Source organism: Caviibacter abscessus (assembly GCF_001517835.1).
Classification (GTDB): domain Bacteria; phylum Fusobacteriota; class Fusobacteriia; order Fusobacteriales; family Leptotrichiaceae; genus Caviibacter; species Caviibacter abscessus.
In genome coordinates, this window is record NZ_LOQG01000001.1 from 70,099 (window position 1) to 96,115 (window position 26,017).

The window sequence follows — 26,017 nt, forward strand, 5'->3', positions numbered from 1 at the left end:
ATTATGAATGATAGAAGATTAAAAGGATTAGAAAAAGAAATTTCAAGAATAATTGGAACTTGTTTATTGATTGATGTAAAAAATGAAAAAATCAGTAAGCTTGTAACAGTTCACAATGTAAAACTTACAAAAGATGCTAGATATGTTGATATAACTTTTTCAATATTAAATATTAATGATAATATTAATAAGTCTAAAATTGAAGAAGACTTAAGAAAATTAGCAGGTTTTTTTAGAAAAAAACTAAGTGAAAATCTTGAAATTAGATATATACCAGAAGTAAGAATACACATAGATGAAAGTGTAGAATATGGTATTAAAATAGCGTCTCTTATTGATAAAGTTATGGAAAATAAGTAAAATGGTTAATGTAGGATAATAATAAAATTATACTTGTAGGAGGATAAAATGTACAATTTGGAAAAATTAGAAAATTCAGAGGTATTAGTAAAAATAACAAAGGAAGCTGAAGAATTAAAAACTTTAAAAGAAAAAGTTATGGAAAAATATAAAAATGCAAAGGTTGACGGATTTAGAAAAGGACATGTACCTACTGATGTAATTGAAAAAACTTTCAGTTCTCAAATAAAAGATGATATTTTAAATGAAACATTAAATTCAGAAATGCCAAATGTAATAAAAGAAAATAATTTATCTCTTGTAGGACAATTAGAGTTAGAAAACTATTCAATGACAAATGATAAATTAGAAATAACAGTTAAATTTGAAGTTAAACCTGAATTTGAATTACCTAAGTATAAAGAATTAGGAATAGAGGTTGAGAAAAAAGAAGTTACTGATGAAGAAGTTGAAAATAAATTAAAAGAAGTAGCAAGTACATTAAAATCATATGAAGATTTACCAGCAGATGCAGTAGCTGAAATGGGACAAATTGCAAACATAAATTTTGAAGGATTTGTTGATGGAACTGCATTTGAAGCTGGAAAATTTGATGGATATAATTTAACATTAGGTTCTAAGTCATTTATTGATACATTTGAAGACCAAATAGTAGGTCATAAAGCAGGAGAAGAATTTGATGTAAATGTTGTATTCCCGCAAGAATATCATCAAGAAAATTTAAAAGGTAAACCTGCATTATTTAAAGTAAAATTAAATACATTAAAAACTGAAAAATTACCTGAAATAAATGATGAAATGGCTAAATTAAAAGGTTTTGATACATTAGAAGATTATAAAAAAGCACTTAAAGCTGAACTTGAATTAAATAAAGAAGAACAAGCAAAAAATGAAAAATATGAAAAAATAGCAGATAGCTTAGTTCAAAACACTGAAATGATATTGCCTACAAAATTAGTTGATTCTGAAGCAAATCATGAATTAGCTGAAATGACTCAACAACTTTCAATGCAAGGTATTGAATTATCTAAATTTTATGAAATGATAGGTAAAACTGAAGAAGAATATAAACAAACAGTTAGAGAAAGAGCAGAAAAAGTTGTTAAATACAATTTAATACTTTCAAAAATTGCTGAAGTTGAAAATATAGGAGTTACTAAAGAAGAAGTTGAAGTTGAACTTGAAAAAGTAGCATCTATGTATAAAATGACAAAAGAAGATTTAGTTAAAGAATTAGAAAAAAGTAATATGCTTGATAACTATATGAGTCAAATTTCAGGTAGTGTTTATATGGAAAAAATGAAAAAGTTTATTATTGAAAATAACTAAAAAGGGAGCTATTAATTATGATATATCCGTTTATTCACGAAGAAGAAGGTGGAGTTGAAAGAACATACAATATTTTTTCAAGATTATTAAAGGATAGAATAATATTTTTAATGGGTGAAGTAAATGATGAAATGGCAAATACAATAATAGCACAACTACTTTACTTAAATGCTCAAGATAAAGAAAAGGATATTACAATGTATATAAACAGTCCGGGAGGTTCTGTAACAGCCGGACTTGGTATATACGATACAATGAAACATATTAACTGTAAAGTATCAACCGTTTGTATAGGACAAGCTGCAAGTATGGGAGCATTTTTATTGGCTGCCGGAGAAAAAGGTAAAAGATTTTCACTGCCAAATTCAAGAATAATGATACACCAAGTTTTAGGAGGTATAAATTATTCACAAGCAACAGATGTTGATATTCACGCAAAAGAAATGCTTAGAATAAAAGATTTATTAAATGAAGAAATGGCAAAAAATATTGGTAAATCTAAAGAAACAGTTGAAAAAGATACTGATAGAGATAATTTTATGTCAGCACAAGAAGCAGTTGAATATGGATTAATTGATAAAGTTATATAGGAAGGAATCAATATAATGACAGAAGAGATAAGAGAAGATGAATATTCGTTTTGTTCGTTTTGTGGAAAAGAAGCGACAGACTTAATTGAATCTGATGAAGCAGCTATATGTAGATCTTGTGTTAATGAATGTTTAAATATTTTTGACAATGCAAATGATAAAATTGATTCTAAATCCGGAATAAAACTATTAACTCCAAAAGAAATTAAAGAGAAGCTAGATGAATATATTATCGGTCAAGATGTAGCAAAAAAGGTTTTATCTGTAGCGGTATATAATCATTTTAAAAGAATATCATTAAAAAGTAAAAAAGATAATGATGTTGAAATACAAAAATCAAATATTTTATTAATCGGACCAACAGGGAGCGGTAAAACTTTACTTGCACAAACACTTGCTAAAGTTTTAAATGTACCTATTGCTATTGCAGATGCTACAACAGTTACAGAAGCAGGTTATGTTGGTGATGATGTTGAAAATGTTCTTTTAAAATTAATAAAAGCTGCTGATTATGATATTGAAGCTGCACAAAATGGGATAATATATATAGATGAAATAGATAAAATCGCTAGAAAATCTGAAAATACTTCAATAACTCGTGATGTTTCTGGAGAAGGAGTACAACAAGCATTACTTAAAATTGTTGAAGGAACAGTTTCTAGCGTCCCTCCACAAGGTGGAAGAAAGCATCCTAATCAAGAAATGATAGAAATAGATACAACAAATATATTATTTATAGTTGGAGGAGCTTTTTCAGGATTAGAAAATAGAATTAAAAGTAGATTTAATGTGAAACAAATTGGATTTGAAAAAGAAAATACAAAAGTAGATCTTGATGAAAATACAATATTTAAAAATGTATTGCCAGAGGATTTAAGAAAATTTGGAATTATTCCAGAACTTATAGGAAGATTTCCTGTTATTACAGCGTTAAATCAACTGGATAAAGAAGCATTGGTAAAAATATTAGTTGAACCTAAAAATGCACTTGTTAAGCAATATAAAAAGTTTTTTGAAATGGAAAATGTTAATTTGATATTTGAAGATGATGCGTTAGAAGAAATTGCAAATCTTGCATTAAAAAGAAAAATTGGTGCTAGAGGACTTAGAAGTATTATAGAAAACGCATTACTTGATCTTATGTATGAAATACCTGGTCAAGAAAATATTAATGAAATCATCGTTAGTAAAAAATTAATTGATGAAAAAAATTGTGAAAATGCCAAAGGAGAATAAAAATGATACCAGTACTACCACTAAAAGAAATAGTATCAATGCCCGGTGTTGTATCATCAATCTATGTTGGTAGACAAATAAGCATTAACTCATTACTTAAGGCTAATTCGTCAAATGGTGAAATAGTGCTACTTTTACAAAAAGAGCAAAAAAAAGAAGAAATAAACGTTTTTAATGATTTAGAAGAATATGGTGTACTTGCAAAAATTCAAAGTACAACTACAAATGAAGATAAAACGTATAAAGTAATAATTAAGGGTACACAAAGAATTAAAGTAAAAAAAATAAGTTACAATAAAAAAGATGATGTATACTATGCAGAAGTAGTTAAAGTAAGAACAAAAAAAATAGACCTTAATGATTCATATTTTACAAAAGAGAGCATAATTGATAAAGCAAAAGAATATTTACGAAGCATTGATATTGAATTAACGAATAAAATTGAATTAAATGATGACATAATTGAAAATATACTATATTTATATATTCAAAGATTTCCATTTTCTTCAAAAGAAAAACAAAAATTTCTTGAAATCAATGATTTAAAACAAAGAATACAATATTTTTATGATTTAATTGATAAAAATAAAGGAAAAGTAAAAATTGATAGAGAAATTGAAACAAAAGTGCAAGCTAGTATGAGTGAAGCACAAAAGGCATATTACTTAAGAGAAAAACTTAAAATAATTAAAGATGAATTAGGTGATGAATATAATGAAGGAGATTCATTAGAAAAATTAGAAAAAATAAATAATTCTAAAATGCCTGAAAAATTTAAAGAAAAATTAAGAAAAGAATTAAGTAAAATAAAAAAATTACCTGATTTTTCTCAAGAATACAATGTAATTAGTAATTATATAGATGTTGTATTGGAACTTCCATTTGAAGAAAGTAAAAAAGAGCCAATTGATATTTCAAAATCTAAAGAAATATTAGATGAATATCATTATGGATTAAAAGAAGTTAAAGATACGATACTTGAGTATTTATCAGTATTAGAATTAAAAGAAAGAAAAAAAGACATTAATAATGATGAGAAGTTTAGCACTATACTTTGTTTAGTTGGACCTCCAGGTGTTGGTAAAACATCTTTTGCAAGTTCAATAGCAAAAGCAATGAATAGAAAATTTACAAAAATCAGTCTTGGTGGAGTAAATGATGAAAGTGAAATACGTGGACATAGAAGAACTTATGTAGGTGCTATGCCTGGTAGAATTATTGATGCAATGAAAAGGGTTGGAGTTACAAACCCTGTAATATTATTAGACGAAATTGATAAATTGGATTCTAATTTTAAAGGTGATCCTGCATCAGCATTACTTGAAGTTTTAGATCCATCTCAAAATAGAAAGTTTGAAGATCATTTTATTGATTTTCCATATGATTTATCAAATGTTCTATTTATCTGTACTGCAAATAATTATCAAGGTATTCCTGCCCCTTTATATGACAGACTTGAAGTAATTGAATTAGATTCATATACAGAAATTGAAAAATTAAATATAGCTAAAAAACATTTAATTTCTCAAGTAAAAAATGAAACTGCTGTGGACATTAATTTAAGTGATAGTGTAATATTAAAGATAATAAATTCATATACAAGAGAAGCAGGTGTTAGAAATTTAAAAAGAGAGATCAGTAAATTATTTAGAAAAATTGCAAGAAAAATGTTAGAATATAAAAATAATTCTAAAATTAATGTAAATACTAAGAATTTAGCTGATTATTTAGGACCAGAAAAGTTTAAACCAGAAAAAATAGCATTAAAGAAAGAAAAAGTAGGAATAGTAAATGGTCTTGCTTGGACAGCTGTAGGAGGAACCACATTAGAAGTACAAGCTGTAAAAATGCAAGGTTCAGGACAATTACTTTTAACAGGTAAATTGGGAGAAGTAATGCAAGAATCTGCAAAAGTAAGTTATTCTTATGTAAGATCAATAAAAGATTTATTAAAAATAAAAGAAGAATTTAATAAAACTGTTGATGTACATCTTCATTTTCCAGAAGGTGCAGTACCTAAAGATGGTCCATCAGCAGGAATAACAATAACTACTGCAATAATTTCTGTACTAAGTGGTCTTAAAGTTAGACAAGATATTGCTATGACAGGAGAAATAACAATTACAGGTGAAGTATTACCTGTTGGAGGAATAAAAGAAAAAGTTATAGCAGCTCATAGAATTGGTATAAGGGAAGTTATCTTGCCTTTTGAAAATAAGGTTGATACTGAAATATTACCGAAAGAAATAATAAAAGATATGAAATTTAATTTTGTAAAAAACTATAGTGAAGTTTTAAAACTAGCATTTTTACAATAGAAAGGTAATTTTATGAATAGTTATATACTAAAAATATTACTTTCATACGTTGTACTTGCAGTTATAATTTTTTTACCTACTATTTTATCAAATAGAAATAGAAGAAAAAGAATTGACCAAATGCAAAATAACCTTAAAATAGGAGATAATATTGAAACTATTGGAGGTATACACGGAAGTATTATTAAAGTTTTAGATGAAATAGTTGAAATAAGAATAGATAAAGGTGTTTCAATGACTATATCAAAAAATGCTGTTGCGAGGGTAAAAAAATGATTAAAATTCTTAAAAAAGTTTTTTACTTTTTATTAATTTTAATTTTTCCCTTATTAACTTATACAAATAATATTGAGGAATTATCATATAGAAATGGTACATTAAAAATAAAATTTACAAAAACTGTATCAAGTTATAACGAAACATATGACAATAATAATCCATCATTATTATTATCTTTTAAACAGACAACTTTTGATAGTAAAAAAGTACCAAATCGTTTACAAATATCTGATAATTATTTATCTGATATATTAACAGATGGATATGAAAATAATACAAATATTGTAATCTATATGCAAACGGGTACAAAGTATACAATAGAGAAAAAAGCTAAAGAACTTATAATAAAATTTCAAGATGCCGTACATTTACCAAAAAGAAATTATACAATAGTATTAGATGCAGGACATGGTGGTAAAGATAGTGGTGCAGTAGGAAATGGTTATAGAGAAAAAGATATAGCGTTAGATGTAGTCTTAAAATTATATCAAAATCTAAAAAGGGATTATAAAGTTATTTTAACAAGAGATTCAGATTTTTTTGTCCCACTTAACACAAGAGCAAAAATTGGAAATGATGCAAAAGCAGATTTATTTGTCAGTATACATTTAAATTCAGCAACAAATAAAGTGGCAAATGGTTCAGAAGTATTCTATTTTTCTAAAAATCCTTCATCATATGCTAGAGAATTATCTAAATATGAAAACAGTTTTGACCAAGAAGGGGCAAGAATAATAGAAGCATCACAATTTGTTGTTGAAGATATTTTATATAATCTTAATCAACAACAAAGTGCAAGTTTAGCGAACACAGTTTTAAATAATATTGTAAGAACTATGCAACTTCAGCGTAGGAGAGTTGCAGGAGCAAATTTTGCAGTTTTAAGAGGTTCTTTATCTCCATCAATATTAATTGAATTAGGTTTCATGTCTAATGTTGATGATGTACTTAGTTATACTTCTGAAGCAGGTCAAATAAAAGCTGCAAATGCAATTGCAGAAGCTATAAGAAAGCATTATTAATAGGAGTATTCATATGAAAGAAAATATAAAAAAATATTTAATCTCTATCATATTATTTACAGTTTTGTTAATATTTTTACTGCTTAACATATTTAAGAAAACTAATAATGAAGTAAAAGATTTTAGTGCAAATATAAGCATAAACAAAGTAAATAATCAAAGTGAAACGAGTATTTATATTTATTCAACTTCAAGCAAAAAAATTGAAAAAATGGATATAAAAAATATAAATACAAAATTTTTAGATAAAGCAGATTATGTAAATTTAATTTTGAATAATTCTAAATATATAAGTAAAACTATGGAAATTCTTGCAATATATGAATTAGAAAATAATCAAATTTTAATTAAATTAAATGAAAATTTTTCAAATCTTGATAAAACTTATTATAAAGAATTTGTAAGATCAGTAAATATCACTTTAAAAGAAAAATTTCCGAATATAAATAAAATTGATTTTCAAATTGATTCAAACAATTAAGGCATATTTTATAATATGTCTTTTTGTTTATAATAAAATATGATAAAATGTAAGAAAAGCAAGGAAAAAAAGGTAGAAATGTTAAATAAATATATAAAAGTTTTAGAAAACTATTTAGATGAAAATAGAAAACAACACTGCATAAGAACCATGGAAATGGCAAAAAAGCTTTGTGATATATATAATATTGATGATAGAGCAGTAACAGCGGCATTATTACATGACATTGCTAAAAACTTAAGTCTTGAAAAAATAAAAGAATTAGTTGGAGATACTGATATTTCTGATATTGATGGAATGTATAATAAAAATATATTACACGGATATGCAGGTGCAATTATTTGTAAAGAAAAATTAAATATTGATGACGAATTAATATTATCGGCTGTAAAATATCATACAACTGGTAAAAAAAATATGAACGATATTGAAAAAGTAGTATATATATCTGATGCAATAGAGCTTGGAAGAAAATATGAATATGTTGACAAAATAAGAGAGAGAGTATTTAAGAACTTAAATTCTGGTATTTTATATGAAATAAATCATAAATTAAAATATTTAATTGATAGAAATATTCCGATTCATAAAAATACTGTTGAATTTAGAAACACATTAATACAGGAGTTAGAAAATGAATAAATATGAAGGAACATTATCAATGAGCAAGTCAAATTATGGCTTTATAATCTCAGGTGATGATAAATGTTATGTATCCGGTATAAATACTTTAAATGCTCATGATAATGATTTAGTTGAATTTGAGTATATTACATTTAATGGTAAACAAGAAGCAAAAATAACAAAAATACTAAAAAGAAGTACTGATGAATTTATTGGAAAAATTGAAGTTCATGATAAATTTTCATTTGTAAGCATCAGTTCTTTTTATGAAGATGTATATGTTAAAATAAATAAAAAAAATAAAGTAAAAACAGGTGATTTAGTAAAAATTAAAATATATTTTTGGGGAAATAAAAATAAAAAAGCTGAAGGTAAAATTATTAAAAATTATGGAAATAGTTCAAAAGCAGATGTATTAACCAAAGCTATAATTGAAAAAAGCGGTATAAATATAACATTTGATATAGATGTAATAAATGAAATTAAAAATATTAAAGACCCGAATATAAAAAAAGAATTAAAAAATAGAGTAGATTTAAGAGAAAAATTACATGTGACAATAGATTCAGTAGATACTAGAGATATTGATGATGCAATTTGTTTAGAAAAAATTGATAAAGGTTATAAATTATTTGTAAGTATAGCTGATGTATCATATTTTGTTAAAAAAAATAGTGCATTAGATAAATGGGCGAAGTTAAGAGGTAATTCTGTATATTTATATAATGAGGTTATACCAATGCTTCATAAACGCTTATCAAATGATTTATGTTCTTTAAATCCTAATGTGGATAGATTAGCATTTACGGTAGAAATAACACTTGATGAAAATGCAAAAGTAATATCATCTGATTTTTATAAATCGATTATAAAAAGTAAATATAAGTTAGATTATGATAGTGTAAATAATTTACTTAAAAATAACGATAATAAGCTAGAATACATGCAAATGTTAAACAGTATGAATGAATTATCAAAAATGCTTGAAATGCAAAAAAAACAAAGAGGTAGCATTGATTTTGATATACCTGAGATAAAACTTAATTTAAACTCAAAAAATGAAGTTACTTCTTTATCAATAAGAAATAGAGAGGATTCAGAAAAATTAATTGAAAGTTTTATGATTTTAGCAAATGAGGAGGTAGCCCAAAGATTTTATTGGGATGAAATGCCAACTGTATATAGAATACATGAAAAACCTGATATAACATCTATTGAAACGCTTAATGCAGAACTTACTAAACTTGGATATCCTATAAAAAAAGTGAATAATATAACATCTTCACAATTTCAAAAAATAATAGAAAAAACTAAAAAATTGCCTATTTCATACATGGCTCATAAATTAATATTAAAATCCATGCAAAAAGCAATCTATAGTACAGAAAATAAAGGGCATTTTGGTTTAGCTTCAAAATATTATTTACATTTTACATCACCAATTAGAAGATATTCAGATCTTGTAGTTCATAGATTACTTTCAATTTTAATTGATAAATATATTGATAAAAAGGAAAAAGATAAGATACTGGATAAATTAAAACCTATATGTGAGCATATATCAAAAACAGAAAGAGTGGCACAAAGTCTTGAAATGGAGACAACAAACGTTAAAGTTTGCGAATATATGGTAAAATATATAGGACATGAATTTAATGGAATAATTTCTGGAATAACTTCAAGTAGAGTATTTGTTCAATTAAATAATTATGTAGATACAATATTAATTAGTAATAAATCATCTGAATATGTTATTGGTAAAACTATAAAAGTAGTCATTTTTGATGTTGATGTGTTTAAAAGTGAAATTTTAGTAAAGGAAATAAAGTAATGGTATATGCAAGAAATAAAAAAGCAAATTTTGATTATTTTTTAGAAACGAAATATGAAGCAGGAATTGAATTAGTAGGAACTGAGGTTAAATCAATTAAACTTGGAAAAGTTAGTATAAAAGAATCTTTTGTTAGAATAATAAAAAATGAAGTATTTATTATGAATATGAACATTTCTCCATATGAATTTGGAAATATTAATAATATAAATGAAACAAGAGTTAGAAAATTATTGCTAAATAGAAAAGAAATAAAGAAATTAAATGAAAAAATAAAAGAAAAAGGTTATACAATAGTTCCAGTTTCAATTTATTCAAAAAATAGACTTATAAAAATTGAAATAGCTCTTGCTAAAGGTAAAAAGAACTATGATAAAAGGGAAACATTAAAACAAAAAACAATTCAAAGAGAAATAGATAAGATCTATAAATAAACTTGAAACTGTATATAAAACTTGATATAATCAAAATAAATGGGAGTGTTTTGGTTTCGACAGAGTAAGAAGCATAGTATAAGCAAGCAGGTGTGAACCTATAAATCTTTTTAAAATAATTGGAAACAATAAATACGCTTTAGCTGCTTAATAACAGTAGCTCATTAATATAGAATGTGCTATTAATTCTTTATTAATGTTACTTTTAATAGCTTGATATGAACAATGATTATAGTTCATATGACTTATATAATCTAGTATTTGGACATTTGTTAATTTAACATCTAAAATTACGAAAAAGACAAATTAACTAAGCTTGTAGAAAATGCTATGGACCCTTATTTTGGACACGAGTTCGATTCTCGTCACTTCCACCAATAAAAAAATAACTATATATAATTTATATGAAAGCTACAGTTATTGTAGCTTTTTTGAGAAAGGATAAAAATGAACGGCATCTTTTCAACTATTAACAGTTTAAGCAATTTAAAATTAAGCACAGCTAAATTTAGATTGGTTTGCTATTCAATATTAACAGGTATTCTAACCGGAATTATAGTTGTTTTGTATAGAATATCACTTGATAAAGTTATAAAATTTAGGAATATATTTCAAGCTGAAAAATCAATGGCTGTAAAATTATTTCTAATTATTTTTTTATTTTTTATAACTTACATAATACAAAAACTGGTATTTAAAAATAAAAATACAAAATTTTTTATAGCTATATATATTTTTGAAATAATATATTCTATTTCATTTATTTTACTTACTTCAAATATAATTATACTTGCTTTAATTATATTAAGTGGAATATTAATTCAATTAATGTTAAATTTTATGCCCCTTATAAGTGGTTCAGGTATACCTCAAGTTATGGGATTAATACAACAAAAACTAAAATTTAATTGGTTTTATGAACTTATACTTAAATTTTTTGGTGGTGTACTTTCCATATTTTCAGGACTTTCTTTAGGTAGAGAAGGACCTTCAATACATTTAGGAGCATTAGTTGCAGATGGTATAAATAAAGTAACTAAAAGAAATGAAATAGAAAGAAAATATTTAGTAACGTCAGGGGCAGCAGCCGGTCTTTCAGCAGCATTTAATGCTCCTCTTGCAGGAACTATTTTTGTTTTAGAAGAATTACACAAATTTTTTTCACCTCTAATGCTTATCTGTGCTATACTTGCAAGTATTTCAGCTAATTTAGTAAGTATTTTAATATTAGGAGAAGAAACAGCATTTATAAATTTCAAACAATTGACGCCGGTCTCTCCAACTATAAAGGGAATATTATTTGAGCTTGTATTAATCCTATTTTTAAGTATAGTTATGGTCATATTTGGTAAAATATTTAATATCTCTTTACTTAAATTTCAAGAGATTTATAAAAGAATAGAAGTAAATAAATATATAAAAATGATAATAGCTTTATTTATTTCATATATTGTAATTATTTTGCTTCCTGATATCACAGGTGGTGGGAATTTATTAATTGAAAAATTGTTAACAGTAAGTGTAACTACAAAAATTTTATTAATATTATTGTTATTTAAATTTTTATTTACTATGTTTTCATATTCAACAGGGGCACCAGGTGGAATTTTCTTACCAATGCTTGTAATTGGAGCTTTGATAGGTAGACTATTTGGTATAATGGTTGTAAATATATTTAATATGCCTCAAACATTTATAGTGCACTATATGCTTATTGCTATGGCTGCATATTTTACTGCAATAGTAAGAGCACCAATAACTGGAATAATATTAATATTAGAAATGACAGGTAATTTTTCAAATTTATTTTCACTAACTATTGTTTCAGCACTTACGTTCATTATTTCAGAACTTATGAAATTTGAATCTGTATATGAGGAATTATTTAGTAACATGTTTAGAACTAATAAAAATATTGAAGAAGATATGAATGAAAAAATGACTGCAATAAAAATACCGGTAATTACAAATTCAAAAATTGTAAACAAAAAAATTATGGATATAAAGTGGCCTACAAATTTACTTGTAATAGGAATAGAAAGAAATAATAGCGAATTTATTCCAAAAGGAGATACGCTAATACTTGATGGTGATAAATTAATTGTATTTACCGATATTGCAACAGCTGTGTTAGAGCTTGAAGAAATATTGGACATGTCAATAAGGGAGAATATGAAATGAGTAAGAATATAATATTAAATTGTGATTCATACAAAGTAACGCATCCTAAACAATATCCGGATGGAATGACATATATGCACAGTTATATTGAAAGTCGTGGAGGACTTTACGGTTATACTAAATTTTTTGGATTACAATATTATTTAAAAGAATATTTAAGCAGAAAAGTTACAAAAGAAATGATTGATGAAGCAGAAGAAATATTTTCACTACATCAAGTACCATTTGATAGAAGTGGTTGGGACTATATTGTAAATGAATTAAATGGAAATATACCTCTTAGAATAAGAGCAGTACCAGAAGGAGCAATAATACCTAATCATAATGTCCTAGTAACTGTTGAGGCAACTGATAAAAATGTTCCTTGGATAGTATCTTGGCTTGAACCATTAATACTTAAAATATGGTATCCTACAACAGTTGCGACTTATTCATATAAAACAAAGCAAATAATTAGGTATTTTCTAGATAAAACATCAGATAATGTTGAAGCAGAACTTCCTTTTAAATTTCATGATTTTGGATATAGAGGAGCTTCAAGTGAAGAAACAGCAGCCCTTGGAGGGCTAGCACATTTAACAAATTTTAAAGGAACAGATAATATAAATGCTTTAGAATTTGGAAGAAATTATTATAATGAAAAAATAGCAGGATTTAGTATACCGGCAGCAGAACATAGCACAATAACATCATGGGGACGTGATCATGAAAAAGATGCGTTTGAAAATATTTTGGATAAATTTCCAACAGGACTTGTATCAATAGTAAGTGATTCATATAATTTTTTTAACGCTGTTGAAAATATAATATGTAAAGAATTAAAAGATAAAATAAAAAATAGAGATGGAATGTTGGTAGTAAGACCTGACAGTGGAGATGCAATTACAAATATATTATTTGCACTTGAAAAACTTGAAAAGGCATTTGGAGTTACTGTTAATAGTAAAGGTTACAAGGTTTTAAACAAAGTTAGAATTATACAAGGAGACAGTGTTTATGAAGATACAACTTGGGATATATTAAAATGTCTTATGAATAACGGTTATTCTGCTGAAAATATTGCTCTTGGTTGTGGAGGTTCACTATTACAAGGAAATGAACATTCAAGTATAAATAGAGATACACATAAATTTGCAATGAAATGTAGTTGTGTAAAAATTGGAAATACTTTGATTGATGTATTTAAAAATCCAATTACTGATAGAGGTAAGATAAGTAAAAAGGGAAGATTAGATTTAATAAAAGATAATCGTGGTGAATATAAAACAATGAATATTTCTTATTTAGATATGAAAACTTATCACCCTAATACTTTACTTAAAACAGTATTTGAAAATGGTAAAATACTTGTTGATTATACATTACAGGAAGTTATTGATAATGAAACTAAATTTTTTATACCTGAATTAAAAAGAGAATTTTAAATAAGTTAGGAGTTTTAATATGCTGTATCCATTGAAATTTAAAAAACATCTTGTAAAAAAAGTATGGGGTGGTAGAGAATTTAAGACTATATTAAATTTTGATATAGATGATGACAGTTTATATGGTGAATCTTGGGAAGTTTCAGCACATCCAAATGGTATGGGATTTGTAATAAATGGAAATTTAAAAGGAAAAAGTTTAGAAGAAATATTTAATGAATATAAAGAAGAATTAATTGGAAATTTAAATTTTGATAAATTTCCTTTACTTATAAAATACTTAGATGTAAATGATAGATTATCAATACAGGTTCACCCTAATAATGAAATTGCATTAAAAAAATATAATGAATTTGGTAAAAGTGAATGCTGGTATATTATTTATGCAAGCGAAGATGCGAGATTAGTATTAGGTATGAAAGAAGGAATTACAAAAGAACAATTTATTGAAAATGCAAAAAATAATAAATTTGATAAAATGTTTGAAGAGTATAATATTAGAACTGGTCAGTTTATTAATGTAGCACCTGGATTAGTTCATGCTTCAGTGAAAGGAAAAGTAATTTTAGCAGAAATACAGCAAAACTCAGACATAACATATAGAATATATGATTTTAATAGATTTGAAAATGGTAAGTTAAGACCACTTCATATAAATGATGCAGCTGATGCTATTGATTTTAATTTAAAACCTGAAATTATTGATACGAATAATATGAATGGTAGAATAATTAAAACAGATTACTATACTTTAGATAAGCTGATAATTAAAGACGAAAAAAATGATATATCAACAAAATCTTTCATAGTATATTCAATTTTAGAAGGAAATGGATATATTGGAAATGAAAAAGTTAAATATGGGGAAACAATACTTATCCCTATAAATTATAAAGTAAAATTAAAGGGAAATATGGTTCTTTTAAGAACGACATTAGAATAGGAGAATAGTATAATGAAAAGAAGTTTATCAGGAATACAACCAAGTGGAATGTTACATATAGGTAATTATTTTGGAGCATTAAAACAATTTGTGGATTTACAGGATAAATATGAAGGACTGTATTTCTTAGCTGATTATCATGCACTTACTTCAAACCCAAGTAGTGAAAGTTTAAGAGAAAAGACTTTAAATGCGATAATTGATTATTTAGCACTTGGACTTGATCCAAAAAAATCAACAATATTTTTACAATCAGATGTGCCGGTTCATACAGAATTAATGTGGATATTATCAAATTGTACACCTATATCACTACTTGAAAGAGGGCATGCCTATAAAGATAAAATTGCAAAAGGATTAAAACCTAATACAGGATTATTTACTTATCCTATTTTAATGGCGGCAGATATCTTATTATATGATACTGATGTAGTTCCAGTAGGAAAAGATCAAAAGCAACATGTTGAATTTGCTAGAGATATTGCAATTAAATTTAATGAGTTATATGAAAAAGAAATATTTAAATTACCAAATGATTTAATACTAGATAATGTTTCAATAGTTCCTGGTACTGATGGTGAAAAAATGAGTAAATCTTATGGAAATATGATAAATATGTTTTTACCTGAAAAAGAGCTTAAAAAACAAGTGATGAGTATAGTAACAGATAGTGCAGCACTTGAAGAACCTAAAAATCCTGAGAATAATATTACTAAAATATATAAATTATTTGCATCAGAATCTGATGTAGCTATAATGAAAGAAAAATTTTTAAATGGTGGTTATGGATATGGACATGCAAAAAAAGAATTATTTGATAGTATAATGGATTATTTTTCAGCTGCTAGAGAAAAAAGAAATAAATTATTAAATAATTTAGATTATATTAATGATATATTAAAAGATGGGGCTATAAAAGCTAATAGTATTGCACAAGAAAAAATGAAAATTGTTAGAGAAGTTGTGGGATTATATAAATGATTTATTATATAACAGGACTTAGAAGTAGAAGTTATAAAATTGAAGAATTAATGAAAGAATTTAATAATATTAGTATATATGATGCAAGTTTAGACGAATACGATTTATTTTTAAATGCATCTACATCAAGTTCAATTTTTCAGGAAAGAGAATTAATAGTTTTAAAACGTGCAAATAAACTGAAAAATTTTAAGCAATTATTAAATTTATTAAATACTATAAAAGATGATAATAAACATATAGTAATTGATTATTATTGTGAATATAAAAATAAAAACCCCTATATTAAAGATTTTCAAAATTTAAAAGCTGAAATTATAAATATAGAAAATGATGAAGATATAGTTATAAACTACATTATGACTAATTTGTCTATAAAAAAGACAGATGCTAAAAAGATAATTGAAATAATAGGTACAAACTATTATATGGTAAAAAACGAAGTATTAAAATATAAAGTATATCTGGGAAATGAAAAATATGATTTAGATAAAATAAAACATATAATGACTAAAGATATGGAAATAAAGATTTTTGATATTGCAAATAAAATACTCTCAAAAAAAATAAATTTTAATGATATACATAATAATATGTATATGGGTATTCTTTATTCACTTCAAAATGAATTTCAAATTTTAAATACACTACATCATCTTGATTTACCATCAACACATGACGAATTTAAAAAGGAATATCACAAATATGAAAGTATTTTTAAAGTAAATTATTACTCAATTTTTTTGAAAATTAAAAATTACAAAAATCTTTATTCAAAAGAAAAAACACTAAATATACTTAAATTATGTTTGAAATATGAAAATGACATAAAAATTGGAAATTTAGGAGAAGGAGAAGCATTATATTTAATAATAAGTGAGGTAATGAAAAATGAATAATGAAGTAATTGAAGAACTATTTAACAGTAATGATATGAGGGTTGAAAGAATATTTTCAAATGGCTCTGATACAGATTGGTTTGTTCAGAATGCAAATGAATTTGTATATATTTTAGAAGGAAATGCTATACTTGAGTATGAGGATACAGAAAAATTTTTAATAAAAGGTGATTTTGAATATATACCAAAACAAGTTAGACATCGTGTAAAAGCAACATCACAAAATTGTACTTGGTTATGTGTTTTTAAGAAAGATTAATATGATTAATGAAAGAAAATTAGAAAAAACAAAATTACTTGGATACTTAATATACATAAAATATAATGGAAATGACTATGAAAGTTTTGACGAAAATCCAGGACTTAAAAGTTTAAAATTAGAATATAAGAATAGATTTTTAAAACATAATATAAATATATTTAAAGGTATACAGCAAGCAGGAAGAACAGATAAAGGTGTAAGTGCAAATGAAAATGTACTATATATTATGACATCAAAGCAAAATATAGATGTTATGTTACAATATGATGATGTAATTAAAATTGAAAAGTGTCTACCTTTTATTGAACTACCTGAGTATATAAAAGGACGTGAATATATTTTTACATATGACGAGGATAAGATAACTAGAAATGAAAATGAAATCCAAAAATTGTGTGAAAATTTGAGTGGAAATATGGATTATTCAAAATTTACCACAAAAAAAGGAAAACTTCTAAAAAATACAATTAGAAATTTACGTATAACATATAAAAATAAGTCTCTATACTTTAACGGTGATAGTTTTTTACCCCATCAAGTCAGAATTATGTCATCATATATATTAACTGGGAAACTAAAAGAATTAAATGGGAAATATTTAACATTAAATAAAATATTTTTTAAAAAAGTTACAAAAGATATCGTGCTTACTGAGTTAGAGATAGACAAGCAAATAGGGGAGTATGCTCTAGAAACTAAAAATTACATTTTTGTATATACCAAAGATCTATCTAGATCAATAGGAAAAAATGGTAAAAATTTGAGGAAAATTCAGCCAAAAAAAAGAATAATTTATAAAAATATCGATGAATATTGAAAAAGTTAATTGACATTTATAAAAACGTCAGTATAATTTATTAAAAATACAAATGGAGGTTTTGATTATGTCAAAAAAGGAATTTGTTGAATTATATGCAAAGAAGACAAATAACACTAAGAAAAAAGCTGAAGAATTAGTAAACTTATTCCTAGAATCAGTTGAAGATTCATTATGTGCAGGAAAAGAAGTTAAATTCATTGGTTGGGGGACTTTTACTCTTAATAAAAGAAAAAGAAGAGAAGGAATTAACTCATTAACTAAGAAGAAAATGGTTATACCTGCAAAAACAATAGTTAAGTTCAAAGTTGGAAAGAGCTTATCTGAAAAAGTAAATAAGAAAAAATAAATTTAAAAAGGTCATTTGAGAAGTTTAACTTAACAAATAACCTTTTTTTTATTTAACTGGCCTTACAGCCCCTCTTAATGTTCTTTGATAATATCCTTTAATTTCTGAGATAACCACTTTTTTATTTCTTGATGACGCATGAACAAACTTATTATCACCAATATAAATACCTACGTGTGATATTCTATTTTTTCTTGTAGTTTTAAAATACAGTATATCACCTAACTGTAAATCATCTTTATCAACTTTCGTACCATATTTTGCAATATTAGATGATACTCTTGGTAAATCAATACCTACAGTTTTTTCGTAAACATAATTAACATATCCTGAACAATCAAATGATTTAGGTCCATTGCTTCCCCATAAATATGGAGTATTTAAATAATTTAATGCAAACTCACTAATTTGTTTTCTAATTTCATCTTTGATATTTTCTTCTTCATTAGTTGTCGGCTTTAATCTAAAGTCATCAATATGGATACTAGCCATTTGAATTTGTGATATTGATAAAAAAGTGGCACATAGTGTAAACAATAATTTTCTCATAGATCACCTCGACTTTCGCACTAAGTTTAACATTTAAAAATTAAAAATAAAAAAATAATTGTTTTAAAAATTTGAAACTTTTTTAACTATATTCATTTTCTTATACATTTTCATTTTATACCTAAATGTAAAAATTGATAAATTTATAACAATAAAAATGAATTTATGCTAGCAAAATATAAAATGCGAATAAATTTTAAGATGAAAGTGTAAAATTTACGATCAAAAAATACATAAAGTTTTAAAATAATTAAACCAATGATTAAAAAAAATAACATAATCCCATGTAGTATAAAAAATTAGACACTTAATATTTAAATATGATATAATGTCATAAAAAAGGACATAACATATGAGAGAAAATAATAGGAAAAATAACGAGTTAAGAAAAATAAAAGTAACAAATAATTATATTATACATCCAGAAGGTTCAGTATTAATTGAATTTGGAAATACTAAAGTAATATGTAATGCTACAATTGAAGAAAAAATACCTCCTTTTCTTAAAGGAAAAGGAAGTGGTTGGGTTACAGCAGAATATAGCATGCTTCCAAGAGCAACCAATACAAGAAATAAAAGAGAGAGTTCTACAGGTAAAATATCTGGAAGATCTATGGAAATACAAAGATTAATTGGAAGAGCATTAAGATCTTGCTTAGACCTTACAAAACTTGGTGAAAGAACAATAACTATTGATTGTGATGTTATCCAAGCAGATGGTGGAACAAGAACAGCATCAATTACTGGTGGATATTTAGCATTAGAACTTGCAATTCAAAAACTTTTAGATAATGGTGTACTTGAAATAAATCCATTAATTTCTAAAGTTGCAGCCATAAGTGTTGGTAAAGTTAATGGAGAACTTATGCTTGATCTTGATTATAAAGAAGATTGCAGGGCACAAGTTGATATGAATATAGTTATGAATAATAAACATGAATATATAGAGATTCAAGGAACAGGAGAAGAGTCAACATTTGTATATAGTGAGTTACTTGAATTTTTATCATTAGCTAATGAAGCTTTTGAATTTTTATTTTTATTGTAGGAGTAAAATGGAAAAAATTGATATACTTAATTTTGATTATGATGAACTCGTTAATGAATTAAGTGGTTTAAATTTAAAAAAATTTGTTATTAGCCAAATATATGATTGGCTACACAATAAATTAGAATTTAATTTTGATAATTTTAGTAATATAAAAAAAGAAATCAGAGAAATTTTAAAAGAGAAATATATGATAAATGATTTTAAATTTATCACAAAACAGGAATCAGCAGATAAAATGACGTCTAAATATTTATTTAAAGTAAATGAAAAACATTTGTTGGAATCTGTACTAATAACTCATAATAATAGAAAAACATTATGTGTTTCATCGCAAGTTGGTTGTCCTTTAAAATGTGATTTTTGTGCTACAGGTACTATGAGATTTGAAAAGAACTTAACTGCTTCTGAGATAATACAGCAATTTTATCATATACAAAAAGAATTGAAAAAGAATGGAGATAAAATAACAAATTTAGTATATATGGGCATGGGAGAGCCGTTTTTAAATTATGATAATGTAGTTAAATCAATTAATTTATTAAATTCTAAATATGGTCAAAATATATCAAAAAGAAATTTTACAATTTCTACATCAGGGCTTATAAATGAAATAAAAAAAATTTCTGAAAACGAAAAGCAAATTCATTTAGCAATATCTCTTCATTCTGTAAAACAAGAGATTAGAGATAAATTAATGCCAATTAATAAAAGATATAATTTAGATGAACTTAGAAAGGCGTTATTTGAATATCAAAAACATACAGGTAATAGAATAACATTTGAATATATATTAATTGATGATATGAATATTGATAAAACAGATGCGATACTTCTTACTAAATTTTTAAAAGGATTTAATTCACATGTGAATTTAATACCATATAACCCAGTTACAGGTAAATCGTATGTAACGCCCTCAAAAATTAAACAAAGAGAATTTTTTAATTATTTGAAAAATAATAAAATTAATGCCACTTTAAGAGAAACAAAAGGACAGGATATATCTGCCGCTTGTGGACAATTAAAAGTAAAAAAGGAGAATCAAAAAAATGAAAAAGATAATTAAATATGGGGTCAGATTTTTATTACTTCTATTTGTAGGGCTAGCACTTTTTGTAACTTATGTTGTAATTGAAGTAAAAAGAACTTATCCTAAAGAATTACTTGAAAATTATGAGCCTTTAAAACCTTCAATAATATATGACATAAATGGAAATCAAATTGATGTACTTGCAGTAGAAAATAGGGATCCTATAAAAATTAGTGAAATACCTGAAAGAGTTCAAAATGCTTTTATTGCAGTAGAAGATAAAAGATTTAGAAAGCATCATGGTTTAGATTATCTAAGATTAACAAAGGCTATAATGTTAAATATAACTAATACAGGTAGACAAGGTGGAAGTACTATAACACAACAATTAGTTAAAACAGCATTTCTTACACCTGAAAGATCTTTAAAAAGAAAAGTAGTAGAAGCAGTATTAGCATTAGAAATGGAAAAAATATATACTAAGGATGAAATTCTTGAAAATTATTTAAATACTATAAATTTTGGTAAAGGAGCGTATGGTATTAAAAATGCTTCACTTAGATATTTTGGAGTTTTACCTAAAGACTTAACAATAGCTCAAGCTGCAATACTTGCAAGTATTCCTAAGTCACCTTCTAAATATTCAAAAATTGAAAATGCTATTGAAAGACAAAAAATTGTTTTAAAGAGCATGTATGATGCTAAATTTATAACAAAAAAAGAATATGAAAATGCTAAAAAAGAAAAGATTACTTTTGCAACAAATAAAGATTTGGAAAAAAAGAGTGAAGCACAAGAAATATCAAATTCTAATGTTTCTCCAGAAATAACAACAGTAATATTAAGTGAATTAAAGAGAATATTAAATATAGATGAAGATGATGAGGACACAACAAAATCTTTATTTAATGGATATAAAATATACTCAACTGTAGATATAAATATGCAAAAGGCGGCATACAAGGCATTTGAAACAAGTGCTATTTTAAAAAGAGATAAACTTCAAGCAGCACTTATTTCAATTGATCCAAGTAATGGATTTGTAAAAGCTATAGTTGGAGGTAAAAATTATATTAAAGGTGATTTTAACAGAGCAATTAATGCAAGAAGACAACCTGGTTCAGCGTTTAAACCTATAGTATATTTAGCAGCACTTCAAAAAAATATACCAATGAATGTTGTTTTAGAAGATTCTCCAACAAAATTTTCAAGATGGAGTCCAAAAAATTATGATGGTAGATATAGATCAAATATAACAATGTTAAAGGCTTTAGAAGTTTCAAATAATATAGCATCAGTTAAAGTATTAGAAGCTGCTGGGATATCTAATGTAAAAAAAGTATGGGAAGATAGTGGTATACAAAGTAAAGATTTTCCTAACGATTTAACACTAGCTCTTGGTTCAATAACTACTACACCTCTTGACATGGCAAGAATTTATGCATCTTTTGCAAATGGTGGATACAAAGTTACTCCTCAATTTATCTATAAAGTTGAAAATAAAGATGGTGAAGTTATATATGAAGCAAATACAAGCAAAGAAAAAATTTATGAACCTGAAGATGTAGCATTAATTACACATCTTATGCAACAAGTAATAAATAATGGAACAGGTAAAAGTGCAGCAGTATATAAAAATGGTGTTCAAATACCTATGGCAGGAAAAACTGGAACTACAAGTGATTATGTTTCAGCATGGTTTACAGGTTATACCCCAACACTTGCAACTGTAGTTTATGTCGGGTATGATGATAATAAAAGTATGGGACGTGGAATGTCAGGATCGTCTACAGCCATACCAATTTGGAAAAACTATATGCAAACAGTAGCGAACTTATCTACATATGATCCAGGTAATTTTCAATTTATAACAGATGCAATTGCAGCAAAAAAAATAGTTCAAGTAACTATTGATAACTTAAATGGATTAATTGATGATGATGGAGTAAATGCAGATAGAGCTTTATTTAAAACTGGCACAGAGCCTGTAGAACACGAAAGTAATATATTAAATATATTTGAATATTGAGGTATTTAATGAAATCTGGATTTATAGCAATAGTAGGTAGACCGAATGTAGGTAAATCTACTTTAATGAATAAATTAATATCAGAAAAACTTGCAATTATATCTGATAAAGCTGGTACAACAAGAGATAAAATAAGGGGAATATCAAATAGAGGTGAAAATCAATTTATATTTATTGATACACCAGGTATTCATAAACCAAAACATTTACTTGGTGAATATATGACTAATGTTGCGATTGAAACATTAGATGAGGCAGATGTAATTTTATTTATACTAGATGGTACAAAAGAAATATCAACAGGAGATATGTTTATAAATGATATTATAACTAAAACAAAAACTCCTTGTATTGTTGTGATAAATAAAAATGATAAAATGAGTGATGATGATATAAATAACAAATTAATTGAAATAAAAGAAAAATTAGGTGAATATTTTGCAAATATCATAAATATAACAGCAGAATTTGGAATTGGAATACATAAAATTTATGACGAATGTGAAAAATATTTAAGTAGTGATGTATGGTATTATCCACAAGATTATTATACAGATATGCCTGTAAACAAGATAGTGGTAGAAATAATAAGAGAAAAATTATTATTGCTTACAAAAGATGAAGTACCACACAGTATAGCGGTAGAAATCATTGATGTAGAAACAAAAGGAGATACTAGACATTATAACGTTGTAATATATGTTGAGCGTGATTCTCAAAAAGGAATAGTAATAGGAGATAAAGGTTCATTAATAAAAAAAGTTGGAATACTTTCTAGAAAAGAAATTGAAGCTTTAAGCGGTTTTAAAATAAATTTAAAATTATGGGTTAAAGTAAGAAAAAAATGGCAAAAAGATAAAAAGTTTTTAAAAGATATGGGATATTCAAATTAATCACCAATATGATATAATTAAAGGAGTGCTATGAAATATAAGTTTGAAACACAAAGAGATCCAAAAATAGAATTTGGAATTATATTACCTAAAATAATAGCTGATTTATTTGAAGTTGCAATAAGTGAAAATGCAGTTGAAGATGTATTAAGAATTCATTTAAACATTCATCCTAATAGATTTATAAAACTTGTTGAAGCTGTTGAACCTAATGGTATTGAAATATTGATATTGGTAATATATGATAAAATATTAAATAAAGGTAAATTACTTAAAGAAAAAATTAGAGTTGATAATGACAATTTTAATTTTGATTTTAATATCTATAAGTATGATTTTAACAGACAAATTGACGTTGAAAATTCGTTAGCAATGGAAAAGAAAAGAAAGGAATTAAAATGAGAAAAATATTTTATGCAGGATTAATGTCATTACTTTTTATGGTAAGTGTAAGTTGTTCTAATTACACATTTGGTGATTTTACAAAATCAATTTTTGGTGAAAAATTAACAAATTTAACACCTAAAGAAAAATTAGCTAAAAAATTAGCTGGATATAAATTAGAGGCTAAAATTAAAACTACTAAAGGAGATATAAATATTTATCTTTATCCGGAGGCTGCACCTGAAACAGTTGCAAATTTTGTTTATCTAGTAAAAAGAGATTTTTATGATAATATGACTTTTCATAGAATAGTAAATAATCTTTTAATACAAACAGGAGATAATAAAGGAGATTCTACGGGTAATACAGGATATACGGTAAAAGATGAATATGTAAGTTGGTTAAATTTTGATAATCCAGGAATGCTTGCAATGGCAAATACAGGACAACCAAATAGCTCAAGTTCGCAATTTTTTATAACGCTAAATCCTTATCCTGAATTTTATCAAAACTATACAGTTTTTGGTTCATTAATAAGTAGAAATGATCTTAATATTGCTAAAACAATTAGAATGAGTGATTCAATTACAGATATAGAAATAAGCGGAAATAATGTTAATGATTTTTTAAATAATTTTAAGGAACAAACCGAAGCTTGGGATAAACTATTTACAAAATAGGAGAGAATATATGAAGATTTTAATTTATAATAAATTGACAAAATTAAATACTTCATTATTAGATAAATTATTAATTACATATGTAAAAGATGAAATTTTTAACATACACAGTGAAGAAAAATTATATGATCATATAAATAATAACGATATTGATTTATTAGTAATATATACAAATTATTTAATTGATATTGAAAAAACTATAATTAATATAAGAAAAACAGATAAAAACATATACATTTTAGCTGTTGATGATATGAGTGATAATTTTGTAAGTAATAAGGGCATTGAACTTGGAATAGATGATTATATTTTCAGTAAAAGTACAATTAAACAAATATATCAAAAAATATCTGCTGTATATAAAGTGATAACAAGATATAAATATAGTAAAAATAATTTAATTGTTTATAAAGATTTAAGAGTTGATTTAGACTCTTATTCAGTCAGTAGAAATAATGTGGATATTGAGCTAACAAAAACAGAATTTTTATTATTGGAATATTTTTTAGAAAATAAAAATAAAATATTAACAAGAACTATGATAGCAGAGAAATTATGGGATATTGATACAGTAATGAATAGTAACATTGTTGACGTATACGTTAATTTTTTAAGAAAAAAAATTGACTATAAATTTAAAACAAAATTAATTACTACTGTTAGAGGTATAGGATATATTATTAAATAAAACTAAAAGGGTGAGAAATGGAAACATTATTAAGAAATTTTATATTAGAAATTGCAATACCATTAATGTTATATTTATATTCGTTATCATACAAAAAACAAATTAATGCTATAACTATACCAAAAAAGGCGGATTTAGAACGGATTATTCAATAATAAATATTGAAAATTGGCGTTTTGTTAATAAAATAGCATATGAAGTAACAGTAAAAGTTATAGTTATACAGTTATTTATTGTATTTATTTCAATTATAATTTTATTAAAAAAATTAATGAATCCAACATTAAATTACGTTATTGTAATTTTAATAATGCTTATAATGCATTTATTATCAACTTGGTATATTCAGACTA

Annotated in this window: 28 protein-coding genes and 1 other RNA gene; 28 read left to right on the top strand and 1 reads right to left on the bottom strand. The window is 25.2% G+C overall.

The features are described 5' to 3' along the window. Positions 1-3 precede the first annotated feature (3 nt). From rbfA to AWT63_RS00485, 20 genes are all read left to right on the top strand, one after another. On the top strand, positions 4-360 hold the full coding sequence (rbfA, locus tag AWT63_RS00390; protein WP_068267540.1) for a 30S ribosome-binding factor RbfA: 357 nt from the start codon (positions 4-6) through the stop codon (positions 358-360). A 48-nt stretch (positions 361-408) separates the two neighbouring features. Then, the gene (gene tig / locus AWT63_RS00395; RefSeq protein WP_068267542.1) at positions 409-1,689 is read left to right on the top strand and encodes a trigger factor; all 1,281 of its coding nucleotides are present in this window, start codon (positions 409-411) and stop codon (positions 1,687-1,689) included. A gap of 17 nt (positions 1,690-1,706) precedes the next feature. Then, positions 1,707-2,279: an ATP-dependent Clp protease proteolytic subunit gene (locus tag AWT63_RS00400; RefSeq protein WP_068267544.1), complete on the top strand. Its 573-nt coding sequence runs from the start codon at positions 1,707-1,709 to the stop codon at positions 2,277-2,279. 15 nt (positions 2,280-2,294) lie between these two features. After that, complete coding sequence (gene clpX, locus AWT63_RS00405) at positions 2,295-3,515, top strand: ATP-dependent Clp protease ATP-binding subunit ClpX (protein WP_068267545.1); 1,221 nt, start codon at positions 2,295-2,297, stop codon at positions 3,513-3,515. Between the two features lie 2 nt (positions 3,516-3,517). Beyond that, positions 3,518-5,833 (top strand): endopeptidase La, encoded by a 2,316-nt coding sequence (gene lon, locus AWT63_RS00410; RefSeq protein WP_068267547.1) that lies wholly within the window; start codon positions 3,518-3,520, stop codon positions 5,831-5,833. A 12-nt stretch (positions 5,834-5,845) separates the two neighbouring features. Then, complete coding sequence (yajC, locus tag AWT63_RS00415; protein ID WP_068267549.1) at positions 5,846-6,109, top strand: preprotein translocase subunit YajC; 264 nt, start codon at positions 5,846-5,848, stop codon at positions 6,107-6,109. After that, positions 6,106-7,134, top strand: a complete 1,029-nt coding sequence (locus AWT63_RS00420; protein WP_068267551.1) for an N-acetylmuramoyl-L-alanine amidase family protein — start codon at positions 6,106-6,108, stop codon at positions 7,132-7,134. Before yajC ends, AWT63_RS00420 begins: the two co-directional genes overlap by 4 nt. A gap of 13 nt (positions 7,135-7,147) precedes the next feature. After that, positions 7,148-7,615, top strand: a complete 468-nt coding sequence (locus AWT63_RS00425) for a hypothetical protein (RefSeq protein WP_068267553.1) — start codon at positions 7,148-7,150, stop codon at positions 7,613-7,615. A gap of 78 nt (positions 7,616-7,693) precedes the next feature. Beyond that, entirely contained in the window at positions 7,694-8,257 is a 564-nt protein-coding gene (yqeK, locus tag AWT63_RS00430) for a bis(5'-nucleosyl)-tetraphosphatase (symmetrical) YqeK (RefSeq protein ID WP_197407527.1), read from the top strand. Beyond that, the gene (locus AWT63_RS00435; protein WP_068267556.1) at positions 8,250-10,070 is read left to right on the top strand and encodes a ribonuclease R family protein; all 1,821 of its coding nucleotides are present in this window, start codon (positions 8,250-8,252) and stop codon (positions 10,068-10,070) included. Before yqeK ends, AWT63_RS00435 begins: the two co-directional genes overlap by 8 nt. Next, on the top strand, positions 10,070-10,504 hold the full coding sequence (smpB, locus tag AWT63_RS00440) for an SsrA-binding protein SmpB (RefSeq protein ID WP_068267557.1): 435 nt from the start codon (positions 10,070-10,072) through the stop codon (positions 10,502-10,504). The genes AWT63_RS00435 and smpB overlap by 1 nt, the downstream gene beginning before the upstream one ends. Positions 10,505-10,545: 41 nt before the next feature. After that, positions 10,546-10,881: a transfer-messenger RNA gene (ssrA, locus tag AWT63_RS00445) on the top strand. A gap of 70 nt (positions 10,882-10,951) precedes the next feature. Further along, on the top strand, positions 10,952-12,685 hold the full coding sequence (locus tag AWT63_RS00450) for a ClC family H(+)/Cl(-) exchange transporter (protein ID WP_231723204.1): 1,734 nt from the start codon (positions 10,952-10,954) through the stop codon (positions 12,683-12,685). After that, positions 12,682-14,109 carry a nicotinate phosphoribosyltransferase gene (locus tag AWT63_RS00455; RefSeq protein WP_068267562.1) on the top strand — a complete coding sequence of 476 codons (1,428 nt, stop codon included), beginning with the start codon at positions 12,682-12,684 and terminating at the stop codon, positions 14,107-14,109. Before AWT63_RS00450 ends, AWT63_RS00455 begins: the two co-directional genes overlap by 4 nt. Before the next feature lie 19 nt (positions 14,110-14,128). Beyond that, entirely contained in the window at positions 14,129-15,052 is a 924-nt protein-coding gene (locus AWT63_RS00460) for a type I phosphomannose isomerase catalytic subunit (RefSeq protein WP_068267564.1), read from the top strand. A gap of 12 nt (positions 15,053-15,064) precedes the next feature. Then, entirely contained in the window at positions 15,065-16,033 is a 969-nt protein-coding gene (gene trpS, locus AWT63_RS00465) for a tryptophan--tRNA ligase (RefSeq protein ID WP_068267566.1), read from the top strand. Next, the gene (locus tag AWT63_RS00470; protein ID WP_068267568.1) at positions 16,030-16,932 is read left to right on the top strand and encodes a DNA polymerase III subunit delta; all 903 of its coding nucleotides are present in this window, start codon (positions 16,030-16,032) and stop codon (positions 16,930-16,932) included. Before trpS ends, AWT63_RS00470 begins: the two co-directional genes overlap by 4 nt. Further along, the gene (locus AWT63_RS00475; RefSeq protein ID WP_068267570.1) at positions 16,925-17,191 is read left to right on the top strand and encodes a cupin domain-containing protein; all 267 of its coding nucleotides are present in this window, start codon (positions 16,925-16,927) and stop codon (positions 17,189-17,191) included. The genes AWT63_RS00470 and AWT63_RS00475 overlap by 8 nt, the downstream gene beginning before the upstream one ends. Position 17,192: 1 nt before the next feature. After that, positions 17,193-18,011, top strand: coding sequence for a pseudouridine synthase family protein (locus AWT63_RS00480; RefSeq protein ID WP_068267577.1), 819 nt, complete (start codon positions 17,193-17,195; stop codon positions 18,009-18,011). Between the two features lie 67 nt (positions 18,012-18,078). Next, positions 18,079-18,360, top strand: coding sequence for an HU family DNA-binding protein (locus tag AWT63_RS00485; protein ID WP_068267579.1), 282 nt, complete (start codon positions 18,079-18,081; stop codon positions 18,358-18,360). A 48-nt stretch (positions 18,361-18,408) separates the two neighbouring features. On the opposite strand, the gene AWT63_RS00490 is transcribed toward AWT63_RS00485, so the two are convergent. After that, positions 18,409-18,909 carry a C40 family peptidase gene (locus tag AWT63_RS00490; RefSeq protein WP_068267580.1) on the bottom strand — a complete coding sequence of 167 codons (501 nt, stop codon included), beginning with the start codon at positions 18,907-18,909 and terminating at the stop codon, positions 18,409-18,411. A 352-nt stretch (positions 18,910-19,261) separates the two neighbouring features. Between AWT63_RS00490 and rph the strand changes: the two genes are divergently transcribed. From rph to AWT63_RS06180, 8 genes are read left to right on the top strand one after another with little or no spacing between them, the layout of a single operon-like run. Continuing rightward, a complete protein-coding gene (gene rph / locus AWT63_RS00495; protein WP_068267581.1) occupies positions 19,262-19,957 on the top strand; it encodes a ribonuclease PH in 696 nt (231 codons plus the stop codon). A gap of 7 nt (positions 19,958-19,964) precedes the next feature. Beyond that, a complete protein-coding gene (gene rlmN, locus AWT63_RS00500) occupies positions 19,965-21,026 on the top strand; it encodes a 23S rRNA (adenine(2503)-C(2))-methyltransferase RlmN (RefSeq protein WP_156414468.1) in 1,062 nt (353 codons plus the stop codon). Continuing rightward, positions 21,010-23,019, top strand: coding sequence for a transglycosylase domain-containing protein (locus tag AWT63_RS00505; protein ID WP_068267585.1), 2,010 nt, complete (start codon positions 21,010-21,012; stop codon positions 23,017-23,019). The genes rlmN and AWT63_RS00505 overlap by 17 nt, the downstream gene beginning before the upstream one ends. An 8-nt stretch (positions 23,020-23,027) precedes the next feature. Continuing rightward, a complete protein-coding gene (era, locus tag AWT63_RS00510; RefSeq protein ID WP_068267587.1) occupies positions 23,028-23,912 on the top strand; it encodes a GTPase Era in 885 nt (294 codons plus the stop codon). A gap of 30 nt (positions 23,913-23,942) precedes the next feature. After that, positions 23,943-24,314 (top strand): hypothetical protein, encoded by a 372-nt coding sequence (locus AWT63_RS00515; protein ID WP_068267588.1) that lies wholly within the window; start codon positions 23,943-23,945, stop codon positions 24,312-24,314. Continuing rightward, complete coding sequence (locus AWT63_RS00520) at positions 24,311-24,976, top strand: peptidylprolyl isomerase (protein WP_068267589.1); 666 nt, start codon at positions 24,311-24,313, stop codon at positions 24,974-24,976. Before AWT63_RS00515 ends, AWT63_RS00520 begins: the two co-directional genes overlap by 4 nt. 10 nt (positions 24,977-24,986) lie before the next feature. Next, positions 24,987-25,664, top strand: coding sequence for a response regulator transcription factor (locus AWT63_RS00525; RefSeq protein WP_068267593.1), 678 nt, complete (start codon positions 24,987-24,989; stop codon positions 25,662-25,664). Between the two features lie 17 nt (positions 25,665-25,681). Next, complete coding sequence (locus tag AWT63_RS06180; protein WP_156414469.1) at positions 25,682-25,819, top strand: hypothetical protein; 138 nt, start codon at positions 25,682-25,684, stop codon at positions 25,817-25,819. Positions 25,820-26,017 lie beyond the last annotated feature (198 nt).

Excerpts from the sequence above, each read along its gene's own strand:
- rbfA (WP_068267540.1), top strand. The coding sequence starts at position 4 with ATGAATGATAGAAGATTAAAAGGATTAGAAAAAGAAATTTCAAGAATA.
- tig (WP_068267542.1), top strand. The coding sequence starts at position 409 with ATGTACAATTTGGAAAAATTAGAAAATTCAGAGGTATTAGTAAAAATA.
- AWT63_RS00400 (WP_068267544.1), top strand. The coding sequence starts at position 1,707 with ATGATATATCCGTTTATTCACGAAGAAGAAGGTGGAGTTGAAAGAACA.
- clpX (WP_068267545.1), top strand. The coding sequence starts at position 2,295 with ATGACAGAAGAGATAAGAGAAGATGAATATTCGTTTTGTTCGTTTTGT.
- lon (WP_068267547.1), top strand. The coding sequence starts at position 3,518 with ATGATACCAGTACTACCACTAAAAGAAATAGTATCAATGCCCGGTGTT.
- yajC (WP_068267549.1), top strand. The coding sequence starts at position 5,846 with ATGAATAGTTATATACTAAAAATATTACTTTCATACGTTGTACTTGCA.
- AWT63_RS00420 (WP_068267551.1), top strand. The coding sequence starts at position 6,106 with ATGATTAAAATTCTTAAAAAAGTTTTTTACTTTTTATTAATTTTAATT.
- AWT63_RS00425 (WP_068267553.1), top strand. The coding sequence starts at position 7,148 with ATGAAAGAAAATATAAAAAAATATTTAATCTCTATCATATTATTTACA.
- yqeK (WP_197407527.1), top strand. The coding sequence starts at position 7,694 with ATGTTAAATAAATATATAAAAGTTTTAGAAAACTATTTAGATGAAAAT.
- AWT63_RS00435 (WP_068267556.1), top strand. The coding sequence starts at position 8,250 with ATGAATAAATATGAAGGAACATTATCAATGAGCAAGTCAAATTATGGC.
- smpB (WP_068267557.1), top strand. The coding sequence starts at position 10,070 with ATGGTATATGCAAGAAATAAAAAAGCAAATTTTGATTATTTTTTAGAA.
- AWT63_RS00450 (WP_231723204.1), top strand. The coding sequence starts at position 10,952 with ATGAACGGCATCTTTTCAACTATTAACAGTTTAAGCAATTTAAAATTA.
- AWT63_RS00455 (WP_068267562.1), top strand. The coding sequence starts at position 12,682 with ATGAGTAAGAATATAATATTAAATTGTGATTCATACAAAGTAACGCAT.
- AWT63_RS00460 (WP_068267564.1), top strand. The coding sequence starts at position 14,129 with ATGCTGTATCCATTGAAATTTAAAAAACATCTTGTAAAAAAAGTATGG.
- trpS (WP_068267566.1), top strand. The coding sequence starts at position 15,065 with ATGAAAAGAAGTTTATCAGGAATACAACCAAGTGGAATGTTACATATA.
- AWT63_RS00470 (WP_068267568.1), top strand. The coding sequence starts at position 16,030 with ATGATTTATTATATAACAGGACTTAGAAGTAGAAGTTATAAAATTGAA.
- AWT63_RS00475 (WP_068267570.1), top strand. The coding sequence starts at position 16,925 with ATGAATAATGAAGTAATTGAAGAACTATTTAACAGTAATGATATGAGG.
- AWT63_RS00480 (WP_068267577.1), top strand. The coding sequence starts at position 17,193 with ATGATTAATGAAAGAAAATTAGAAAAAACAAAATTACTTGGATACTTA.
- AWT63_RS00485 (WP_068267579.1), top strand. The coding sequence starts at position 18,079 with ATGTCAAAAAAGGAATTTGTTGAATTATATGCAAAGAAGACAAATAAC.
- AWT63_RS00490 (WP_068267580.1), bottom strand. The coding sequence starts at position 18,909 with ATGAGAAAATTATTGTTTACACTATGTGCCACTTTTTTATCAATATCA.
- rph (WP_068267581.1), top strand. The coding sequence starts at position 19,262 with ATGAGAGAAAATAATAGGAAAAATAACGAGTTAAGAAAAATAAAAGTA.
- rlmN (WP_156414468.1), top strand. The coding sequence starts at position 19,965 with ATGGAAAAAATTGATATACTTAATTTTGATTATGATGAACTCGTTAAT.
- AWT63_RS00505 (WP_068267585.1), top strand. The coding sequence starts at position 21,010 with ATGAAAAAGATAATTAAATATGGGGTCAGATTTTTATTACTTCTATTT.
- era (WP_068267587.1), top strand. The coding sequence starts at position 23,028 with ATGAAATCTGGATTTATAGCAATAGTAGGTAGACCGAATGTAGGTAAA.
- AWT63_RS00515 (WP_068267588.1), top strand. The coding sequence starts at position 23,943 with ATGAAATATAAGTTTGAAACACAAAGAGATCCAAAAATAGAATTTGGA.
- AWT63_RS00520 (WP_068267589.1), top strand. The coding sequence starts at position 24,311 with ATGAGAAAAATATTTTATGCAGGATTAATGTCATTACTTTTTATGGTA.
- AWT63_RS00525 (WP_068267593.1), top strand. The coding sequence starts at position 24,987 with ATGAAGATTTTAATTTATAATAAATTGACAAAATTAAATACTTCATTA.
- AWT63_RS06180 (WP_156414469.1), top strand. The coding sequence starts at position 25,682 with ATGGAAACATTATTAAGAAATTTTATATTAGAAATTGCAATACCATTA.